The organism is Mycolicibacterium arcueilense, assembly GCF_058536225.1.
Window position 1 is genome coordinate 194,464 of sequence record NZ_JBZTYL010000006.1, and the last position, 18,122, is coordinate 212,585.

At 65.9% G+C, this 18,122-nt stretch carries 15 protein-coding genes; 11 read left to right on the forward strand and 4 right to left on the reverse strand.

Features of this window, described 5'->3' with window-relative positions; translation table 11 throughout:
• Positions 1-9: 9 nt before the first annotated feature.
• The 7 genes from AC4LGL_RS03975 to AC4LGL_RS04005 all read left to right on the forward strand — a co-directional run bounded on the left by AC4LGL_RS03975 (position 10) and on the right by AC4LGL_RS04005 (position 6,739).
• The gene (locus AC4LGL_RS03975; protein WP_491837724.1) at positions 10-1,014 is read left to right on the forward strand and encodes an acyl-CoA dehydrogenase family protein; all 1,005 of its coding nucleotides are present in this window, start codon (positions 10-12) and stop codon (positions 1,012-1,014) included.
• A complete protein-coding gene (gene fadE29, locus AC4LGL_RS03980; protein ID WP_491837725.1) occupies positions 1,014-2,177 on the forward strand; it encodes an acyl-CoA dehydrogenase FadE29 in 1,164 nt (387 codons plus the stop codon). Before AC4LGL_RS03975 ends, fadE29 begins: the two co-directional genes overlap by 1 nt.
• 14 nt (positions 2,178-2,191) lie before the next feature.
• On the forward strand, positions 2,192-3,163 hold the full coding sequence (locus AC4LGL_RS03985) for a bifunctional MaoC family dehydratase N-terminal/OB-fold nucleic acid binding domain-containing protein (protein WP_491837726.1): 972 nt from the start codon (positions 2,192-2,194) through the stop codon (positions 3,161-3,163).
• The gene (locus AC4LGL_RS03990; RefSeq protein ID WP_254358683.1) at positions 3,160-3,570 is read left to right on the forward strand and encodes a MaoC family dehydratase; all 411 of its coding nucleotides are present in this window, start codon (positions 3,160-3,162) and stop codon (positions 3,568-3,570) included. The genes AC4LGL_RS03985 and AC4LGL_RS03990 overlap by 4 nt, the downstream gene beginning before the upstream one ends.
• 2 nt (positions 3,571-3,572) lie before the next feature.
• Positions 3,573-4,727 carry a 17-hydroxy-3-oxo-4-pregnene-20-carboxyl-CoA lyase gene (gene ltp2, locus AC4LGL_RS03995; protein WP_491837749.1) on the forward strand — a complete coding sequence of 385 codons (1,155 nt, stop codon included), beginning with the start codon at positions 3,573-3,575 and terminating at the stop codon, positions 4,725-4,727.
• 75 nt (positions 4,728-4,802) lie between these two features.
• A complete protein-coding gene (locus AC4LGL_RS04000; RefSeq protein WP_491837727.1) occupies positions 4,803-5,912 on the forward strand; it encodes a WXG100 family type VII secretion target in 1,110 nt (369 codons plus the stop codon).
• 26 nt (positions 5,913-5,938) lie between these two features.
• A complete protein-coding gene (locus tag AC4LGL_RS04005; RefSeq protein ID WP_491837728.1) occupies positions 5,939-6,739 on the forward strand; it encodes a hypothetical protein in 801 nt (266 codons plus the stop codon).
• A 270-nt stretch (positions 6,740-7,009) separates the two neighbouring features.
• Here AC4LGL_RS04005 and AC4LGL_RS04010 read toward each other — a convergent pair whose 3' ends face one another.
• The 3 genes from AC4LGL_RS04010 to kstD all read right to left on the reverse strand — a co-directional run bounded on the left by AC4LGL_RS04010 (position 7,010) and on the right by kstD (position 10,734).
• On the reverse strand, positions 7,010-7,855 hold the full coding sequence (locus tag AC4LGL_RS04010; RefSeq protein WP_491837729.1) for a hypothetical protein: 846 nt from the start codon (positions 7,853-7,855) through the stop codon (positions 7,010-7,012).
• Positions 7,856-8,193: 338 nt separating this feature from the next.
• Positions 8,194-9,054: an enoyl-CoA hydratase ChsH3 gene (locus AC4LGL_RS04015; RefSeq protein WP_491837730.1), complete on the reverse strand. Its 861-nt coding sequence runs from the start codon at positions 9,052-9,054 to the stop codon at positions 8,194-8,196.
• Positions 9,055-10,734, reverse strand: coding sequence for a 3-oxosteroid 1-dehydrogenase (gene kstD / locus AC4LGL_RS04020; RefSeq protein WP_491837731.1), 1,680 nt, complete (start codon positions 10,732-10,734; stop codon positions 9,055-9,057).
• 73 nt (positions 10,735-10,807) lie between these two features.
• Between kstD and AC4LGL_RS04025 the strand changes: the two genes are divergently transcribed.
• Genes AC4LGL_RS04025 through dmpG form a run of 3 tightly spaced genes read left to right on the forward strand, consistent with a single transcriptional unit; the run spans position 10,808 to position 13,573 of the window.
• Entirely contained in the window at positions 10,808-11,593 is a 786-nt protein-coding gene (locus AC4LGL_RS04025; protein WP_491837732.1) for a 2-keto-4-pentenoate hydratase, read from the forward strand.
• A gap of 10 nt (positions 11,594-11,603) precedes the next feature.
• A complete protein-coding gene (locus AC4LGL_RS04030; RefSeq protein WP_491837733.1) occupies positions 11,604-12,524 on the forward strand; it encodes an acetaldehyde dehydrogenase (acetylating) in 921 nt (306 codons plus the stop codon).
• Positions 12,521-13,573, forward strand: coding sequence for a 4-hydroxy-2-oxovalerate aldolase (dmpG, locus tag AC4LGL_RS04035; RefSeq protein WP_064958040.1), 1,053 nt, complete (start codon positions 12,521-12,523; stop codon positions 13,571-13,573). The genes AC4LGL_RS04030 and dmpG overlap by 4 nt, the downstream gene beginning before the upstream one ends.
• Here the strand turns inward: dmpG and AC4LGL_RS04040 are convergent.
• Positions 13,570-15,153 carry an alpha/beta hydrolase gene (locus AC4LGL_RS04040; protein ID WP_491837734.1) on the reverse strand — a complete coding sequence of 528 codons (1,584 nt, stop codon included), beginning with the start codon at positions 15,151-15,153 and terminating at the stop codon, positions 13,570-13,572. The genes dmpG and AC4LGL_RS04040 overlap by 4 nt on opposite strands.
• A gap of 402 nt (positions 15,154-15,555) precedes the next feature.
• Between AC4LGL_RS04040 and AC4LGL_RS04045 the strand changes: the two genes are divergently transcribed.
• Positions 15,556-17,658, forward strand: coding sequence for a RecQ family ATP-dependent DNA helicase (locus AC4LGL_RS04045; protein WP_491837735.1), 2,103 nt, complete (start codon positions 15,556-15,558; stop codon positions 17,656-17,658).
• Positions 17,659-18,122 lie beyond the last annotated feature (464 nt).

The window sequence follows — 18,122 nt, forward strand, 5'->3', positions numbered from 1 at the left end:
AGGATTCGGGTGGATTTCACACCGAACCCGGAACAGCAGGCCGTCGCCGACGTGGTGACGTCCGTTCTGGAACGCGACAACTCTTGGGATGCACTGGCTTCCGGTGGAGTCGCGGCGCTGGGAGTGCCGGAACGACTCGGCGGTGACGGTCTGGGTCTGCCCGAGCTGTCCACCGCCTTGACCGAGATCGGTCGCCACGGCACCACCGGCCCGGCGCTGGCCACCATCGGCCTGGGGCTGGTCCCGCTGCTCGACCTGGCCTCGGACGCCCAGCAGGATCGGTATCTGGCCGAGGTTGCCGCGGGCGCTGTGCTTTCCGCGGCGCTGAACGAGCCGGGGCAGTCGCTGCCGGAGCGGCCCGCGGTGAACTTCGCGGACGGCAAGCTCAACGGCACCAAAGTCGGTGTGCCCTATGCCGAGACGGCGAAGTGGCTGCTGGTCACCGCAGACAACGCGGTGGTGGTGGTCTCGCCCACGGCTGACGGTGTGACGGTCACCAAGACCCCGACCGCCAACGCTTCCGACGAATACGTGGTCACCTTCGCCGACGTCGCGATCGACGCCGACGACGTGCTCGAGGGCGCGAGTGCTCACCGGGTCAACCAGCTGGCGCTCGCCGCCACCGGGGCGTTCGCTGCCGGGCTGGTGGCCGGGGCGTTGCGCCTGACCGCCGACTACGTGGCAACGCGTGAGCAGTTCGGCCGTCCGCTGTCGACGTTCCAGACCGTGGCCGCACAGCTGTCCGAGGTCTACATCGCCTCGCGGACGATCTCGCTGTTGTCCACCTCGGTCCTGTGGCGGTTGTCCGAAGGCCTCGACGCTGACGAGGACCTGGCCATCCTGGGCTACTGGTTCACCTCTCAGGCCGCGCCGGCCATGCGGCTGTGCCATCACCTGCACGGCGGTATGGGTATGGACATCACCTACCCGATGGACCGCTACTACTCCTCGATCAAGGATCTGACCCGACTGTTGGGCGGGCAAGCGCATCGCCTCGATTTGGTGGGAGCGTAATGTTCATCGATCTGACCCCTGAGCAGCGTGCGCTGCAAGCCGAACTGCGGGAATACTTCTCGACTCTCATCACGCCCGAAGAGGCCACGGCGATGGAGTCCGACCGGCACAACGAGGCCTACCGTGCGGTGATCAAGCGCATGGGCAGCGACGGCAAGCTCGGCGTCGGCTGGCCCAAGGAGTACGGCGGCCTGGGCTTCGGCCCGGTGGAGCAGCAGATCTTCATCAACGAGGCGAACCGGGCCGACATCCCGCTGCCGATGGTCACGCTGCAGACGGTGGGCCCCACCCTGCAGGCACTCGGCACCGAGGAACAGAAGAAGAAGTTCCTACCCGGAATCCTCGCCGGTGAAGTGCATTTCGCCATTGGTTACTCCGAGCCCGATGCCGGTACGGATCTCGCGTCGCTGCGCACCACCGCGGTGCGCCATGGTGACGAATACATCGTGAACGGCCAGAAGATGTGGACCACCGGCGCGCATGACGCCGACTACATCTGGCTGGCCTGCCGCACCGATCCGACCGCGGCCAAGCACAAGGGCATCTCGATCCTGATTGTCGACACCAGGGATCCCGGCTACTCCTGGACCCCGATCATCCTGTCGGACGGTGCGCATCACACCAACGCCACGTACTACAACGATGTGCGGGTGCCCGCCGACATGCTCGTCGGCGAAGAGAACGGCGGCTGGAAGCTCATCACCACTCAGCTCAACCACGAGCGGGTCGGCCTCGGGCCGGCCGGCCGGATCGCCGGAATCTACGACCAGGTGCACACCTGGGCATCGAAGCCGGGTTCGGACGGCGTCACTCCGATCGAACAGGACGCCGTGAAACGGCTTCTGGGACAGATCAAATCGATCTGGCGGATCAACGAGCTGCTCAACTGGCAGGTGGCGGCCTCGGGCGAGACCATCGCCGTGGCCGACGCCGCGGCCACCAAGGTGTTCTCCACCGAACGGCTGCAGGAAGTCGGCCGGCTGGCCGAAGAGATCGTCGGCGGTTACGGCAACCCGGCCGACTCGGAGACCGCGGAACTGCTGGTCTGGCTGGACAAGATGACCAAGCGCAACCTGGTGATCACCTTCGGCGGTGGCGTCAATGAGGTCATGCGCGAGATGATCGCGGCGTCTGGCCTGCGGGTGCCACGGGTGACCCGGTAGAGCGAAGGGTTGAGATGAGCGCGAATCTGCAGGCCGGCATCGACGAGATCATCGCGGCTGGGCAAAGCAAACCGACGGTGGCCCGGGATCTGGTGAATCAGCCGATGATTCACCACTGGACTGACGCGATCGGCGACAAGAACCCGATCTACGTCGACGCAGAGGCAGCCCGAGCTGCCGGGCATCCCGGCATCGTCGCACCGCCGGCGATGATCCAGGTCTGGACCATGATGGGCCTGGGGCGCACCCGCTCCGACGATGATCCGCTGGGCCGTGCGATGAAGTTGTTCGACGACGCCGGGTATGTCGGCGTCGTGGCCACCAACTGCGACCAGACGTATCACCGTTACCTCGAGCCCGGCGAGCAGGTGGTGATGAGCGCCGAGATCGTCGGCATCGTCGGACCCAAGCAGACCGCGCTGGGTGAGGGTTACTTCATCAATCAGAAGATCCGCTGGCATGTCGGTGACGAGGAAGTCGCCGACATGGACTGGCGCATCATGAAGTTTCTGCCGGCCGGCAAGCAGGCCGCCGATGAAGCCGCCGAAACCTATGAGATCCCAGAAGATCTCGACCCGGACAAGCTGATGCGTCCATCCTCCTCGCGGGACACCAAGTTCTTCTGGGACGGCATCAACGCGCACGAACTGCGGATCCAGAAGCGGCCGGACGGGACGCTGCAGCACCCGCCGGTGCCCGCTGTGTGGGCCGACAAAGATGCCCCGGCCGACTACGTCGTAGCGTCCGGCAAGGGAACGGTGTTCAGCTACGTCGTGCACCATGCCCCGAAGGTGCCCGGACGCAGCCTGCCGTTCGTGATCGCCCTCGTCGAACTCGAAGAGGGCGTCCGGATGCTGGGCGAGCTGCGCGGCATCGCCGCCGATCAGGTGAAGATCGGAATGCCCGTCACCGCAACCTATATCGACTTCCCGGACAGTGAGATCAGCCCGGCCTGGACGTTGTACGCATGGGAGCCCCAAGCATGAGCCTGACTGTTTCCGACGTCCGAGTGGGCACAGCACTCCCCGAACTCAAGATCTACGGCGACCCGACGTTCATCGTCTCGACCGCCATCGCGACGCGCGACTACCAGGATGTGCACCACGACCGGGACAAGGCGCAAGCCAAGGGTTCCAAGGACATCTTCGTGAACATCCTGACCGACACCGGACTGGTCGGCCGGTACGTGACCGACTGGGCCGGGCCGAACGCCGTCATCAAATCGATCAAGCTACGACTCGGAGTGCCGTGGTATGCCTACGACACGATCACCTTCACCGGTGAGGTCACCGAGATCGAGGGCGACCTGGTGAGCCTGAAAGTGGTGGGCAGCAACAGCCTTGGCAACCATGTCATCGCCACGTCCACCCTCACGCTCGGAGGCGCCAAGTGACCCTGTCTGGTAAAGCCGCCATCGCCGGTATCGGTGCCACCGACTTCTCCAAGAACTCCGGTCGCAGTGAGCTGCGACTGGCCGCCGAGGCAGTGCTCGACGCCCTCGACGACGCCGGGCTGAAGCCGTCCGACGTCGACGGTCTGGTGACGTTCACGATGGACTCCAATCTGGAGACCGCGGTGGCCCGCTCCACCGGGATCGGAGACCTGAAGTTCTTCAGCCAGATCGGCTATGGCGGCGGCGCCGCGGCCGCGACCGTCCAGCAGGCGGCTCTGGCCGTCGCGACCGGTGTCGCGGAAGTCGTTGTGGCCTACCGGGCCTTCAACGAGCGCTCGGAGTTCCGGTTCGGTCAGGTGATGACCGGTCTGACCGTCAACGCCGACTCGCGTGGCGTGGAGTACAGCTGGTCCTACCCGCACGGCCTGAGCACCCCGGCCGCGTCGGTCGCGATGATCGCCCAGCGATACATGCATGAATACGGCGCCACGAGTGCGGATTTCGGCGCGGTGTCGGTGGCGGACCGCAAGCATGCCGCGACCAACCCCAAGGCGTTCTTCTACGGCAAGCCGATCACCATCGAGGATCATCAGAACTCGCGGTGGATCGCCGAACCGCTGCGGCTCCTGGACTGCTGCCAAGAGAGCGACGGCGGCGTGGCCATCGTCGTGACTACGCCCGAGCGGGCCAAGGATCTCAAGCACCGGCCGGCGATCATCGAGGCCGCCGCCCAGGGCGCGGGCACCGACCAATTCACCATGTACTCGTACTACCGCGACGAGCTGGGGCTTCCCGAGATGGGTCTGGTGGGCCGTCAATTATGGGGCCAGTCCGGGCTTTCTCCGGACGACATCCAGACTGCGATCCTCTACGACCACTTCACCCCGTACACGTTGATCCAGCTCGAGGAGCTCGGCTTCTGCGGTAAGGGCGAGGCCAAGGACTTCATTGCCGGCGGCGCCATCGAGCTCGGCGGCCGGCTGCCGATCAACACCCACGGTGGTCAGCTCGGCGAGGCCTACATCCACGGCATGAACGGCATCGCCGAGGGTGTGCGGCAATTGCGCGGTACCTCGGTCAACCAGGTCGACGGCGTCGAGCATGTGCTGGTCACCGCGGGCACCGGCGTGCCGACCTCCGGCCTGATCCTCGGATAAAGGTGCATCGGCACCCCCTTCGGGCACGGTAATGTTTGCTCCGGTTGTGCATCACGCATAGAAGGGGGCCGCGGTATGGCGGTGGAGCGCGACATGAGCCCGTACGGGTCGCAGACGTTGCAGGGGCCTGGCTGGCCGAATGTCGATGAAGAGCAGCTGACCGCGGCAGCGGCGTCGTATCAGAAGATCGCCGCCAAGATCAGCGGCACCGTCGTCCCACAACAGACCAGCCAGTTGTCGAAGCTGCAGGGTAATTGGGAAGGCAGCGCATCAGTGGCTGCCTCGGGTGAGGCGACCACGATGATCGGCGGTCACGAGGCCAACGGTCTACAGGCACAGGCTATATCCACGGCGTTGATGAAAATGGCAGCGACCGTGGCGGAGACCAAGACGATCGTGAATGCGGCCGCGGAAGAGGTCCAGCAGGAGGTCATGGGAATTTTGGCCATGGGGCCGCTTGCCGGCCCCAACGTGCAGCAGGTGATCGAGAGTCGCGTCAAGGCGGGTTTGGCGCAGAACACCGCGACGGTCTCGGCCGCCTCTGCTGAGCTGGCGGACAGTCTCAGCACGATCGCCAACCTTCCGCAGATCGGCACCCCGCCGACGGCCCAGGCGCAGCAGGCGGCCCAGAAGGGCGCCGATTCGATGATGCAGCTGATCAGCCAGCTGCCACAGATGCTGGGCCAGATCCCGCAGATGGCCGGCCAGATTCCGCAGCAGCTCTCTCAACCGCTGCAGCAGGTGGCACAGCCGCTGCAGCAACTGGTCTCGCAGTTGGGTTCGGGCGGCAAGGGCACGGGCGGCGGGGTCAGCCCGTTTTCGTCGTTCTCGAACCATCCGGCGGCCGGCGGATCCGGTCCCAGCGGTGGTGCGGGCATGGTCAAGGCCGCGGGTCTGCCCGGGGGCCCGGGTGGCGGCAGTCCCCAGACGCCCTTGCTGGCCAAGATGGTGGGCGGTGGCAGTACTTCGCCGGTCTCGGTCGACCCTGGTGCCAGCGCCGCTGTGATCGGCGGTGTCGCCCCGGTGGCGGCGGCCAACTCGGCCGGCGGCATGGGTGGTGGCATGGGCATGATGGGCGGCGGTCAGCGTGGCGGTGGCGGTGGGGGCACCGCGACCGGGCTGGCGGTCCCGGCTCCTTTGGAACACGACACGGGGGATGGTGACGATGACTACGACGATTGGTGATCGGTCTCGAGGGAAGGGGGCAACCGGTGAGTAGCCCGGGAATGCCGATGAAGATGGCCGACGGGGGGATCGGCTGGAACCCCGCGTCGTTGGAAACGCCCGAAATGCCGCCGATTCAGGCCGGCGAGGACGCGATGAGCACGATGCTCTCCGGCATCCTGCCGGCCCTGGCGGCCTCGCTGACCACCAATGTGACGGCATTGTCGGCCAAAGAGAACATGTTCAACGCCAAACTGTCGGATGCTCAGGGCGCCTACGAGAAGGCCGACGAGTCCGGTGGTCAGGGCGTCGGCCAGCTCAGCCAGATGATGGGGCAGCTGGGCCAGATGGGCCAGATGGCCAGTGCGCCGTCTCAGGCCATGGGCCAGATGGGCGGACAGTTCGGCCAGCTGATGGAGCCGATGATGAAGGCCATGGAGGGCGCCAAGGGCGGCGGGGAGAACGGCGGCGCACCAGGTGCCGGCCAGCCCGGCGGCCCGGGTGGCCCCGGTGGCCCGAATCCGCAACAGCAGCAGGATGAACGCGAGGCCAAGCTCGACGAGCGGGACAAGCAGCAGGACGACCGGGAGACGGCGCAGAACGACCGCGATGTCGCGCAGGACCGACGCGAAGCCGGCCTGGACGCGCGGGAGACACAGATGAGCGCCCCGTCCGGTGGGGCGGCGTCGGCGGCTCCGCACTCGGCGCCTCCGGTCACGCATTCGGCACCGCCTGCCGCGTCTGCTCCGCCTGCCGCCGCCCCGAGCCAGCCGGCTCCCGGCCCGGTTCCGGTGGCACCCGAGGCCCCCCGTCATTCCGGCGGGGACGATCTCTGGAAGCGGATGTAATTGTGTTGCGTGCGAACGCCCGTCGGTGATCCCGACGGGCGTTCCGCGTTTGAGCGCGCTGGGTGCCTCGGCGCCTGTTCGTTGTCGCGCTCACTTGTCCCGCTCTGTCGCGGGCCAATTGCCCCGCTCTCTCGTTGTCGCGCTCTCTCGTTGTCACGCTGGAGTGGCTCTCGACATCGACAGTCGCTCCAGCGTGACAATGGACTAGATCGGTTTTGTCCAGACGCCCGCTTTGTCACGCCAGAGTGGCTCCCGGCGTCGACGTCTGCGCTAGCGTGACATTCGTTGTGCCCGAGCGGCGATGACCCGACGCAGGACATTTTCTTCACGTTCGCCCGCGGAGATGCGGACGTTGATCCACCCCTGGCGTTGTATCCGCTCAGCCCTTCTGAGGTCCCAGCCGTACCGCCAGCTACTGGATCGGTGTTCCTCACCGTCGTACTCGGCCGCGACTTTGATGTCCTCCCAACCCATGTCGAGATACGCGAATGGGTCGCCGGGGGCGTCGAAAACCGGAATCTGAGTTTGCGGTCGAGGCAAGCCTCCATCGATGAGGATCAGCCGCAGCCAAGTTTCCTTGCGCGACTGGGCGCCGCCGTCCATGAGGTCCAACGCGGTCCGGGCGCGCTGAATGCCCCGACGCCGCGCGTATCGCTGTGTCAACAGGTCGACGTCGGCGGCTTTGAGGTCGGTCGCGTGGGCAAGTGCATCGAGCGTCGCTACCGCGTCGTCCCGCGGATACCAGCAGCCGATGTCGAGTGCGGTGCGCGCCAATGAGGTGATTGGGACGCCCTCGAACCGGACTAGCTCGTCCTCTTCAATCGCCTCGGTTCGAATCCTCAGTCCCGCAAGCGGATTGCGGTTGGAGTGAATCAGTTCAAGCGGAGCCTTCGGATCGACCCATTTTGCGCCGTGCACGGCTGCTGCCGAGATTCCGGCCACGATGCCGCGCTGCCGGGACCAGAGCCAGGCTGCCTGCGCCCGAATGAGCGGTGTCAGTTCGGTTCCTGGGCTCACGTAGACATCCCGGAACACCCTGGTGTACTGGGTGCGTAGTGCGCTCTTGCGCAGTTCACCGTTGGCGACGGCCTTACTGCCGACGAATGGTTCCCCCATGGCGAGAAAGTGTGCAGCGCAATGGCATATCCGTCACGTCAGTTATCCACAAGCGCTGGAGTGACACTCGTTGTCCACAGCCGCTCTGGGGTGACAGATGACGGCGCCGCGCAACTGTGGTAGTGGGCAAGGCATATCGAAGCCGGCCACTGCGACGTTCGCTTTGTCACGCCAGAGTGGCTGTCAGCGCCCACAGCCACTCCAGCGTGACAAAGGGATGGGTTGCAGACGGCATTAGTCGCCCAATGCAACGCTGGAGTGGCCGTCGAGTTCGACAGCCACTCCAGCATGACAAAGCGGGGAAAAGCGAGGGAAAGAAAAGCGGGTGGAGCAGAAAGCTAGGCCGGAACGAGCTCCACACCGGACAGCACGACGGCGTTGTCCCTCGACGGTGCGGTGAGCACGCCGATGAACTTGCCGTCTTCCTTCCAGACGTTGGCCTGCAGCGTCTCGCCGGGGATCACCACGCCGGCGAACCGGGCGCCGTAGGAAGCCACCTGAGAGACGTCGCCGTCGAGCAGGTTGTCGACGATGGCCTTGCAGCCGATGCCGTAGGTGCACAGTCCGTGCAGGATCGGCCGCTCGAAGCCCGCCGCCGCGGCGAAGGCCGGGTCCGAGTGCAGCGGATTGCGGTCACCGCACAGCCGGTACAGCAGCGCCTGCTGTGGCAGCGTCGGCAACGAGATCTCGACATCCGGTGCGCGATCGGGCAGCTCGGCCGAGGTGGCCGGGCCTCGCTCGCCACCGAAACCGCCCTCACCGCGGGCGAAGATGGACCGCTTGGTGGTCCACAGCACCTTGCCTGACTCGTCGGTCACCGTGGATTCGCTGACGATGACGGCGGCCTTGCCCTTGTCCCAGATCTCGGTGAAGCGCTGCACCGACTTCGCGGTACCGCTGGTCGGGATCGGGCCGGGCACGCTGACGGCCTCGCTGGCGTGCAGCACCTTGGACAGCTCGATGTCGATGCCGGGGAACTGCACCTTGGGCGGCTCGGTCATGTGGAAGCTGACCGCGACGTTGCCGAACGTCGGCAGCACCTGCGGGGTGTCGTCGACGAGGTAGCGCAGCTCGCGCGCGCTCATCGGGTCGGCACCGGCGCCGAGGCCCAGGTGGTACAGCTGGATGTCGCTGCTGGTCCAGGAGAACTCGATGGGTTCCAGCTCGGCGCCCAGCGCCTTGTCGAGATCGATTGGCATCTACTTCTTCCCTGCAATGTCGAGTGCCGCGAGGTATCCGAACGTCATGGCGGGACCAATGGTGCCGCCGGGGCCGGGGTAGGTGTGACCCATCACCGGTGAGCTGACGTTACCTGCGGCGTAGAGGCCCTCGATCACGGAGTCGTCGTCGCGGAGCACCCGGCCGACGAGGTCGGTGCGAACACCGCCCTTGGTGCCCAGGTCGCCCGGCACCATTTTGGCCGCGTAGTACGGGCCGTGCTTGATCTCGCCGAGGTTGGGGTTCGGCTTGTTGGTCGGATCGCCGTAGTAGCGGTCGTAGGCGCTCTCGCCGCGGTGGAAGTCCTCGTCCACCCCGGAGCGGGCGAAGCCGTTGAACCGGTCGATGGTCGCGCCGAACGCGTCGGCGGGCAGACCGGTCTTGGCGGCCAGCTCCTCGAGGGTGTCGGCCTTGACGATGACGCCGGACTCCAGCCACTTCTTCGGAATGCGTTGTCCGGGTTGCAGACCCGCGAAGATGAAGCGGTCGCGGTACTGCTGGTCGAAGATCAGCCAGGCCGGGATGTTCTCACCGGGGCCCGCGCCCTGCCCGTACTCGCCGCCGTACATGTGGTGGCAGGCCTCGACATACGGCATCGACTCGTTCATGAACCGCTTGCCGGCCATGTTGACGATGATCGACCCGGGCGAGTTGCGCTCGGACAGGGCGAACCACGGTGAGTCGACCAGCGGGACCGTCGGGCCCCACCACGAGTCCTCCATGAATTCGAGTGCAGCGCCCTGCTTTTCGGCGGCCAGGATGCCGTCGCCGGTGTTGGCCACCGCGCCCACGGTCCACTCGGTGGTGATGGGGGCGCGCTGGTATTTCACCCGCATCTGCTCGTTGTGCTCGAACCCGCCGGAGCCCAGGATCACTGCGCGGCGCGCGCGGATCAGCTGCGGCTCAGCGGAATTGTCGCGGGGATCGGCAACGTACACGCCGCGGACCACGCCGTCCTCGATGTGGAGATCGGTCAGCGCGGTGTTCAGCTGGACCGGCACGCCGGCCTGCTGCAGGCCGATGCGCAGCGGTGCGATGAGCGCACGGCCCATGCCGACCAGGTTCTTGCCGGTGGCGTTGGCCCACACGGAGCGGACGCCCACCTTGAGGCTGCGCAGCACGCCGCGGGGATGACGCTTGAGCTGGTTGAGCCGGACGTAGTCCTGCTGCATCACCACCATGTTCATCGGCACCTTGCCGTACGGTGGCTCGAGGCCCTTCTCGTCAACCCCCAGCTTCTTGGCGTTGAACGGCTTGGGTTCCACCGAGCGGCCGGTGGGCTTGCCGCCGGGCGTCTCGGGGTAGTAGTCGGAGTATCCGGGCACCCAGCACAGCTTCAGCGGTGAGTGCTTGAGGACGAACGACAGCATCTCCGGCGAGCGGTCGAGGTAGGTGTCGATCTTCTCCGCCGGCACCACGTCACCGATGATTTTGTGCAGGTAGGTGCGGGCGGCCTCGGGGGTGTCTTTCACGCCGTCGCGTTTGAGAATCTCGTTGTTCGGGATCCAGACCCCACCACCTGACCGCGCAGTGGAACCTCCATAGTGCGGCGCCTTCTCTACGACTACTGTCGAGAGGCCCTGATGGGCAGCGGTGAGGGCGGCGACCATGCCGGCAGCGCCGCTGCCGACCACGACAACGTCGTACTCCTGTCCAGTCATGTAGAACACGTTATAGAATTGACCGGCAATCCAACAACCGCCCCGGTCAAAGAAGCGAGGGGAATTCACCAAAATGCTTAGTGTCGAGGTGCGCGACGAGCTCGCGGCCGATCTCGCCCAGGCCGAGCGGAGCCGGGTTCCGATGAAGCCGCTGACGGATCGGTACGGCGATATCGACGTGGTGGATGCCTACGAGATCCAGCTGATCAACATCCGGCAGCGGGTCGCCGAGGGTGCGCGTGTCATCGGCCACAAGGTCGGGCTGTCCAGCAAGGCGATGCAGGACATGATGGGTGTCGACGAGCCGGATTACGGCCACCTCCTCGACGAGATGGAGGTGTTCGAGAACGTCCCGGTGCCCTCATCGAAATTCCTGTACCCGCGAGTCGAGGTCGAGGTCGGGTTCATCCTGGCCGAAGACCTGCCCGGGGCGGGTTGCACCGAGGAGGACGTGCTGGCCGCGACGGCCGCGTTCGCGCCGGCGATCGAGTTGATCGACACCCGCATCACCAACTGGCAGATCAAGTTGTGCGACACGATCGCGGACAACGCCAGCAGCGCCGGATGGGTGCTCGGTGAGGCGCGCGTGTCGCCGAAGGACATCGACATCCGCAGTATCGACGCGGTCCTGACCAACCACGGCAAGGTCGTGGCGGAGGGACGCAGCGATGCGGTGCTGGGTAATCCGGTCACTGCGGTGGCCTGGCTGGCCCGCAAGGTGGAGAGCTTCGGGGTGCGTCTGAAGGCCGGCGACATCGTGTTGCCGGGCTCGTGCACGCGTGCGATAGATGCACCTCCGGGCAGCGATTTCGTCGCTGACTTCACCGGGTTAGGTTCAGTACACCTGAGTTTCGAATAAGGGAGCCGATATGGCTGAGAAGGCATCTGTTGCCATCGTCGGGTCGGGCAATATCAGTACCGACCTGCTGTACAAATTGCTGCGTTCGGAGTGGCTGGAGCCGCGTTGGATGATCGGCATCGATCCGGAATCGGAGGGTCTGGCCCGGGCGCGCAAGCTGGGCCTGGAAACCAGCCATGAGGGTGTGGACTGGCTGTTGGCCCAAGCCGAGAAGCCGGACCTGGTGTTCGAGGCCACCAGTGCCTACGTGCACCGCGACGCCGCGCCGCGTTACTCCGAGGCCGGCATCCGTGCGATCGACCTGACCCCGGCCGCCGTCGGTCCGGGTGTGATTCCGCCGGCGAACCTGCGCGCGCACCTGGACGCGCCGAACGTCAACATGGTCACCTGCGGTGGCCAGGCGACGATCCCGATGGTCTACGCGGTGTCCCGTGTGGTGGATGTGCCGTATGCCGAGATCGTGGCGTCGGTTTCGTCGGCCTCGGCCGGTCCGGGCACCCGGGCCAACATCGACGAGTTCACCAAGACCACCAGCGCCGGTGTGCGCGATATCGGTGGGGCGAAGAACGGCAAGGCGATCATCATCCTGAACCCGGCCGAGCCGCCGATGATCATGCGCGACACGATCTTCTGTGCGATCCCCGAGGATGCCGACCACGCCGCGATCACGCAGTCGATCAAGGATGTGGTGGCCGAGGTGCAGACCTATGTGCCGGGCTATCGGCTGCTCAACGAGCCGCAGTTCGACGAACCGTCGGTGGTCAACGGTGGAAACCACCTGGTCACGGTGTTCGTGGAAGTGGAGGGTGCCGGTGACTACCTGCCGCCCTACGCTGGAAATCTGGACATCATGACCGCGGCGGCGACCAAGGTCGGCGAGGAAATCGCCAAAGAGCGCCTGGCCGCCCCGGCCGGAGGAGGCCAAGCATGAGCGACATTTTCTTCAATTCCGCCTGGGACGTCCGGATGACCGACACGTCACTGCGTGACGGGTCCCATCACAAGCGGCACCAGTTCACCAAGGACGAGGTCGGCGCCATCGTCGCGGCGCTGGACGCCGCGGGCGTTCCGGTCATCGAGGTGACCCATGGCGACGGTCTGGGCGGATCGAGCTTCAACTACGGGTTCTCGAAGACCCCGGAGCAGGAGCTGATCAAGCTGGCCGCCGAGACGGCCAAGGAAGCCAAGATCGCCTTCCTGATGCTGCCCGGTGTGGGCACCAAGGAAGACATCAAGGAAGCCCAGGGCAACGGCGGCTCGATCTGCCGGATCGCGACCCACTGCACCGAGGCCGACGTCTCGATCCAGCACTTCGGGCTCGCTCGTGAGCTGGGCCTGGAGACCGTCGGGTTCCTGATGATGAGCCACACCATTGCGCCGGAGAAGCTGGCCAAGCAGGCCCGCATCATGGCCGACGCCGGCTGCCAGTGCGTCTACGTCGTCGACTCCGCGGGTGCGCTGGTGCTCGAAGGTGTCGCCGACCGGGTGTCGGCTCTGGTGGCCGAACTCGGTAACGATGCGCAGGTCGGTTTTCACGGCCACGAGAACCTCGGTCTGGGCGTGGCCAACTCGGTCGAGGCCGTGCGCGCGGGTGCCAAGCAGATCGACGGCTCGTGCCGTCGGTTCGGCGCGGGTGCGGGCAACGCCCCGGTCGAGGCGTTGGTCGGGGTGTTCGACAAGATCGGCGTCAAGACCGGCATCGACTTCTTCGACATCGCCGATGCCGCCGAAGAGGTTGTCGCCCCGGCGATGCCGGCCGAGTGCCTGCTGGACCGCAACGCGCTGGTGATGGGTTACGCGGGGGTGTATTCCAGCTTCCTCAAGCACGCGGTGCGCCAGGGCGAACGCTACGGGGTGCCCGCCCACGAGCTGCTGCTGCGCGTCGGCCAGCGCAAGCTGATCGGTGGTCAGGAAGACCAGCTGATCGACATCGCACTCGAGATCAAGCGCGAGCAGGAAGCCGAGAAGGCCAAGGCCTAAAGTTCGACCGCCGGTTCGGTGTCGTCGTCAGCGACGATGCCGAGCTGTCGGTAGACGTCGTCGCGGTAGTTCGCCGACTGTGAGTTGATCGGGATCGGGCCGCCTTGCGCCCAGTCGTGGATCTGGCCCATCCCGATCACCACGGTGACGTCGGCATTCGGACCGGCGTCGACCATTCTCTCGGCGTAGAGCAGTGCGCCCGGCGCGGCCTGTTCACGTGAACCCACGTAGATCGTGGTCGGCGGCATTCCCGCGGTCGGCCCGATCATCGGGTTCCACAACTCCTCGGGCCCGCTGGCCCAGGAGCCGTAGTACTCCTTGTCCGCCTCGGTGAGCCACACGACCGGGTCGTTGACCAACGCCACGTTCGGGTCGGTGTAGATGTCTGATCCTTGAAGCCCGGGTGAGAGGAGCACCATGCGCGACGGGACCCGGGTCTGCAGGCACTCGGAATCACCATTGCAGTCGCGGACGATCTTTTGCACGGCGAGCGTGGACAGGGTGCCGCCTGCCGAATCCGCGTACACGCTGACGTTCTCGGCGCCGTACTCCTCCACTTGTGCCGCGATGAAATCGGCCATCGGCGGGACGGAATTCTCCGCGGTGCCGCCGTCGGGGATCAGCGGGTAGCGGGGGACGACGATCGTGGCGCCGGTCTGGCGTGCCATCTGCGTGTAGTCCATCCAGTGAATGATGTTGGGGTCATAGACGAATCCGCTGCCGTGCACCGCGATGACCCGTTCACCGGTCGGATTGGGCGGAGTTATCACCCAGACGTCGCCACCCTCATACGTCTCTTTGGTGACGTCCAGCCCGATAGTGGTGAACCAGGGCGTGGGCGTGGTGATCAGCTCGCCCATTTTCATCGTGATGTTGACGCCGATGACCTGGGAGACCTGCTTGAGGGCTTCCATCCCGAACACCGTGATCTGGTCCGTCAACGACGGGCCGGGAGTGGTGATCACGTGGCCGGCGAGTTCCGGTGGCACGACGATTCCCGGGGCCAGGGCCACCGGTCCCTCCGCGGTGACAGCGCTCGTGAGGGTACTGGCGCGGGTCAGGAGATCTTGCGGTTGCCGGAGCGCATGCTGGCATTCGCGGCGCGCGAATGCCAGCATGGCCCACGCAGCGGGTGGATCGGCCGGGGAGTCGGGCGTGGAGTTCACCGAGAACGGGTTCAGAACGGTGTTGACCACCGTGGCGACGGCTCCGGTTACGGACGCCTCGACCTTCTCGGTCTTCGGCAGCGCGGGAATCTCGGGCTTCGGGGCAGGCGTGAGCGCCGACTTCGGGATCGCGGCGATCGAGTCGACAGCGACAGCTACGGGTGTTCTGGGTTCTGACGTCTCTGGGGTGGTCTTCACGGGTTCGGGCGCGATCTCAGGCGCACCGCTCGCGGCCTGGTTCTGCGACGGGAGGCGCCCGACAGTTCTGGTCTGGCGTTTCGTGCGGGCCTTGGTGGTCGGGACCTTCACCGCTGCTGTTGCTCTCGCTGCTGTTACGTCGTCGTCGGAGTCGGGCCGGGTGGGATCGACAGAGTCCAAGGCGTCGCGCACGGCGGTGCGAAGTCTGGCGCCCACTTCGCCTATGGCGTCCTGTCGACGGCTGTCGACGGCGGTTGTGCGCGGCTTGACGACAGGCTTTTTCCTCTTCCTCGGTTTCACCGGATCGGTCTTTTTGCCCGGAGACTCTTTGGACGATGAAGTGGACGAGTCAGCGGGGTCGGCAGCGGCGACCCCACATCCCATCCCCATTGCGATTGCGGATCCGACTCCCAGGGCAACGGCCAAACCACCGACGCGCCCTGCATACCCCCCGGTGTGCATGGGTTTACGTCTACCGGACCGAGCGTCGACGATGGTACCGATCGGAGAAATCTGACAGATATTCACGTTAAGCGAAACGCTTAGTGCGACTTGCGCTTTCATCGGCGATGGGTTGGCGCAGTCAGCGGTGTCGGGCGCACCCGGCATCATTGGAGCATGGCAACCCGCGAGCAGGCCCAGTCGATCCTCGAACAACTGGCCGGACCCGCCGCGGTGCTGCGCGATGACCAGTGGGCCGCCATCGAGGCCCTGGTGGTCGAGCGGCGCCGGGCACTGGTCGTGCAACGCACGGGGTGGGGCAAATCCGCGGTCTACTTCATCGCGGCCAAGCTGCTGCGCGCCTCCGGTCGCGGGCCGACGGTCATCGTCTCCCCACTGCTGGCGTTGATGCGCAACCAGGTGGCCGCTGCCGAGCGGGCCGGCGTGCGGGCCGCCACGATCAACTCCGGCAATGTCACCGAGTGGGACGCGATCCATCAGCAGGTCGCCGACGGGGAACTCGACGTGCTGCTCGTCAGCCCCGAGCGGCTCAACAACCCAGATTTCCGTGACAACGTCTTACCGGCACTGGCCGCCGATGCGGGTCTGGTGGTGGTCGACGAGGCCCACTGCGTCTCGGACTGGGGGCACGACTTCCGGCCGGACTACCGCCGGATCCGTACCCTGATCGCCGAATTGGGTTCTCAGGTACCGGTTCTCGCCACTACTGCGACCGCCAACGACCGGGTGGTCAGTGACGTCGCGGCCCAGTTGGGGGTGGGCGGATCGGATACCTTGGTGCTGCGTGGCGGGCTGGACCGCGAGTCGTTGCGCCTGTCGGTTGTGCAGGCGGGCACCCCCGCACAGCGTGCCGCCTGGATTGCGGCGCAACTGGACTCTCTGCCCGGCTCCGGCATCATCTACACCCTGACGGTGGCCCAGGCGCATGACGTGGCGGCGCTGTTGGCCGAGCGCGGCCACAAGGTGGCCGCCTATACCGGGTCCACCGACACCGCCGAACGCGAGCAACTGGAAGCCGATCTGCTCGGCAATCGGGTCAAGGCGCTGGTGGCGACGTCAGCGTTGGGGATGGGCTTCGACAAGCCCGACCTGGGCTTCGTCGTGCACCTGGGGGCGCCGTCGTCTCCGATCGCCTATTACCAGCAGGTGGGCCGCGCCGGCCGCGCCACAGACAGCGCCGAGGTGATCCTGCTTCCCGGCACCGAGGATCAGGACGTCTGGAGGTACTTCGCATCGGTGGCATTCCCGTCGGAATCGATGGTTCGCCATGTCATCGGTGCCCTGGAGACCGACCGTGCGCAGTCCACCCAGGCGTTGGAACCCCTGGTCGATCTCAACCGGTCGCGACTCGAGATGGTGCTCAAAGTGCTCGACGTGGACGGTGCGGTCCGCCGGGTGAAGGGCGGCTGGATCGGTACGGGAGAGCCGTGGAGTTATGACGAGCCCCGCTATCGGGCACTCGACGAGGCGCGCCGCCGGGAGCAACAGGCGATGCTCGACTATCAGGCCACGGACAGCTGCCGGATGGTGTTCCTGCGCGGTCAGCTCGACGATCCCGAGCTGGTTCCCGACGCTCGGTGTGGGCGGTGTGACAACTGCACCGGCCGGCGTTACGAGGCCGCGGTGGCGCCGGACATCCTCGCCGATACCTCCCAGCGGTTGTCCCGGCCCGGCGTCCTGGTTGCCCCGCGCAAGCAGTGGCCGTCCGGGCTGGCCGCGCTGGGTGTGCCGCTGTCCGGCCGAATCACCGAGGGCGCGGCGCCGGGCCGGGCGATCGGCCGACTCACCGATCTCGGTTGGGGGGCCCGGCTGCGTCGCCTGCTCGCCGAACCCGACGGCGAGGTGCCCGACGACGTGATCGGCGCGGCCATCGAGGTTCTCAAGGCATGGGAATGGGATCAACGTCCGGCTGCGGTCATCGGGCTGGACTCGCACACGCACCCGCTATTGATCTCTTCCACGGTGGCGCGGCTGGCGCAGATCGGGCGGCTGACAAACCTGGGCGTCCTGTCCTATACGCCGCAGCACCGCCCTGTCACGGCGGCGAACTCGGCTTATCGGGTGGCTGCCCTGGAGGGTGCCTGGGAACCGCCACAACGGGGTTCCGCCGACGCGGAAGCAGGCGGACACTGGGATGGTCCGGTGCTTCTGATCGACGATATGACTGACACCGGCTGGACGCTGACCATGGCCGCGCGACTTCTGCGCGACGCCGGAGCGCCCGGGGTGCTGCCGTTCGTTCTGGCAAGCGTCAGCTGAGGCGTTTTCGGCGTTCTTCGGAGAGTCATAGGAACGTCTGACCAATTGCAAACACTATTCGGCGGCGACTTGTTTGCCAAACTAGCCAAAAATGGGCGTATTAAGAGCTTCGCCGTGCCTGTGTCAAGTGGCTGTCTGTTTGCGATCGCAAATTTAATACAAACGATCTTGATTTTGCCTATTCAAGATCATCTGAGGCGGACCTGGCTAACTCAATCTGTTTCGCCGTTGGCCGCAATTGCCCCTCAGTGAATGACCCTTACGTTCACGACAGAATTTGCTGCCGGGCAGAGACGTCGCGATGGTTGTGCCCTCCACCGTGTTGCGCTGCGTCTTCGGGGTGTTACGCCCTGATTGTTCGCTTCGCTGAATTGAACTACAGACGTGTCGTAGCCGTATTACCAGGTGAGATGTCCGGGCGAGTCGCCGCCGCCGGGCGTGTTGTGATGCCCGCCTGATGGCCC

What these genes read in the sequence shown, in the direction of transcription:
- fadE29 (WP_491837725.1), top strand. Translation starts at nt 1,014, where the DNA reads ATGTTCATCGATCTGACCCCTGAGCAGCGTGCGCTGCAAGCCGAACTG.
- AC4LGL_RS03985 (WP_491837726.1), top strand. Translation starts at nt 2,192, where the DNA reads ATGAGCGCGAATCTGCAGGCCGGCATCGACGAGATCATCGCGGCTGGG.
- AC4LGL_RS03990 (WP_254358683.1), top strand. Translation starts at nt 3,160, where the DNA reads ATGAGCCTGACTGTTTCCGACGTCCGAGTGGGCACAGCACTCCCCGAA.
- AC4LGL_RS04000 (WP_491837727.1), top strand. Translation starts at nt 4,803, where the DNA reads ATGGCGGTGGAGCGCGACATGAGCCCGTACGGGTCGCAGACGTTGCAG.
- AC4LGL_RS04010 (WP_491837729.1), bottom strand. Translation starts at nt 7,855, where the DNA reads ATGGGGGAACCATTCGTCGGCAGTAAGGCCGTCGCCAACGGTGAACTG.
- AC4LGL_RS04015 (WP_491837730.1), bottom strand. Translation starts at nt 9,054, where the DNA reads ATGCCAATCGATCTCGACAAGGCGCTGGGCGCCGAGCTGGAACCCATC.
- kstD (WP_491837731.1), bottom strand. Translation starts at nt 10,734, where the DNA reads ATGACTGGACAGGAGTACGACGTTGTCGTGGTCGGCAGCGGCGCTGCC.
- AC4LGL_RS04025 (WP_491837732.1), top strand. Translation starts at nt 10,808, where the DNA reads ATGCTTAGTGTCGAGGTGCGCGACGAGCTCGCGGCCGATCTCGCCCAG.
- AC4LGL_RS04030 (WP_491837733.1), top strand. Translation starts at nt 11,604, where the DNA reads ATGGCTGAGAAGGCATCTGTTGCCATCGTCGGGTCGGGCAATATCAGT.
- dmpG (WP_064958040.1), top strand. Translation starts at nt 12,521, where the DNA reads ATGAGCGACATTTTCTTCAATTCCGCCTGGGACGTCCGGATGACCGAC.
- AC4LGL_RS04045 (WP_491837735.1), top strand. Translation starts at nt 15,556, where the DNA reads ATGGCAACCCGCGAGCAGGCCCAGTCGATCCTCGAACAACTGGCCGGA.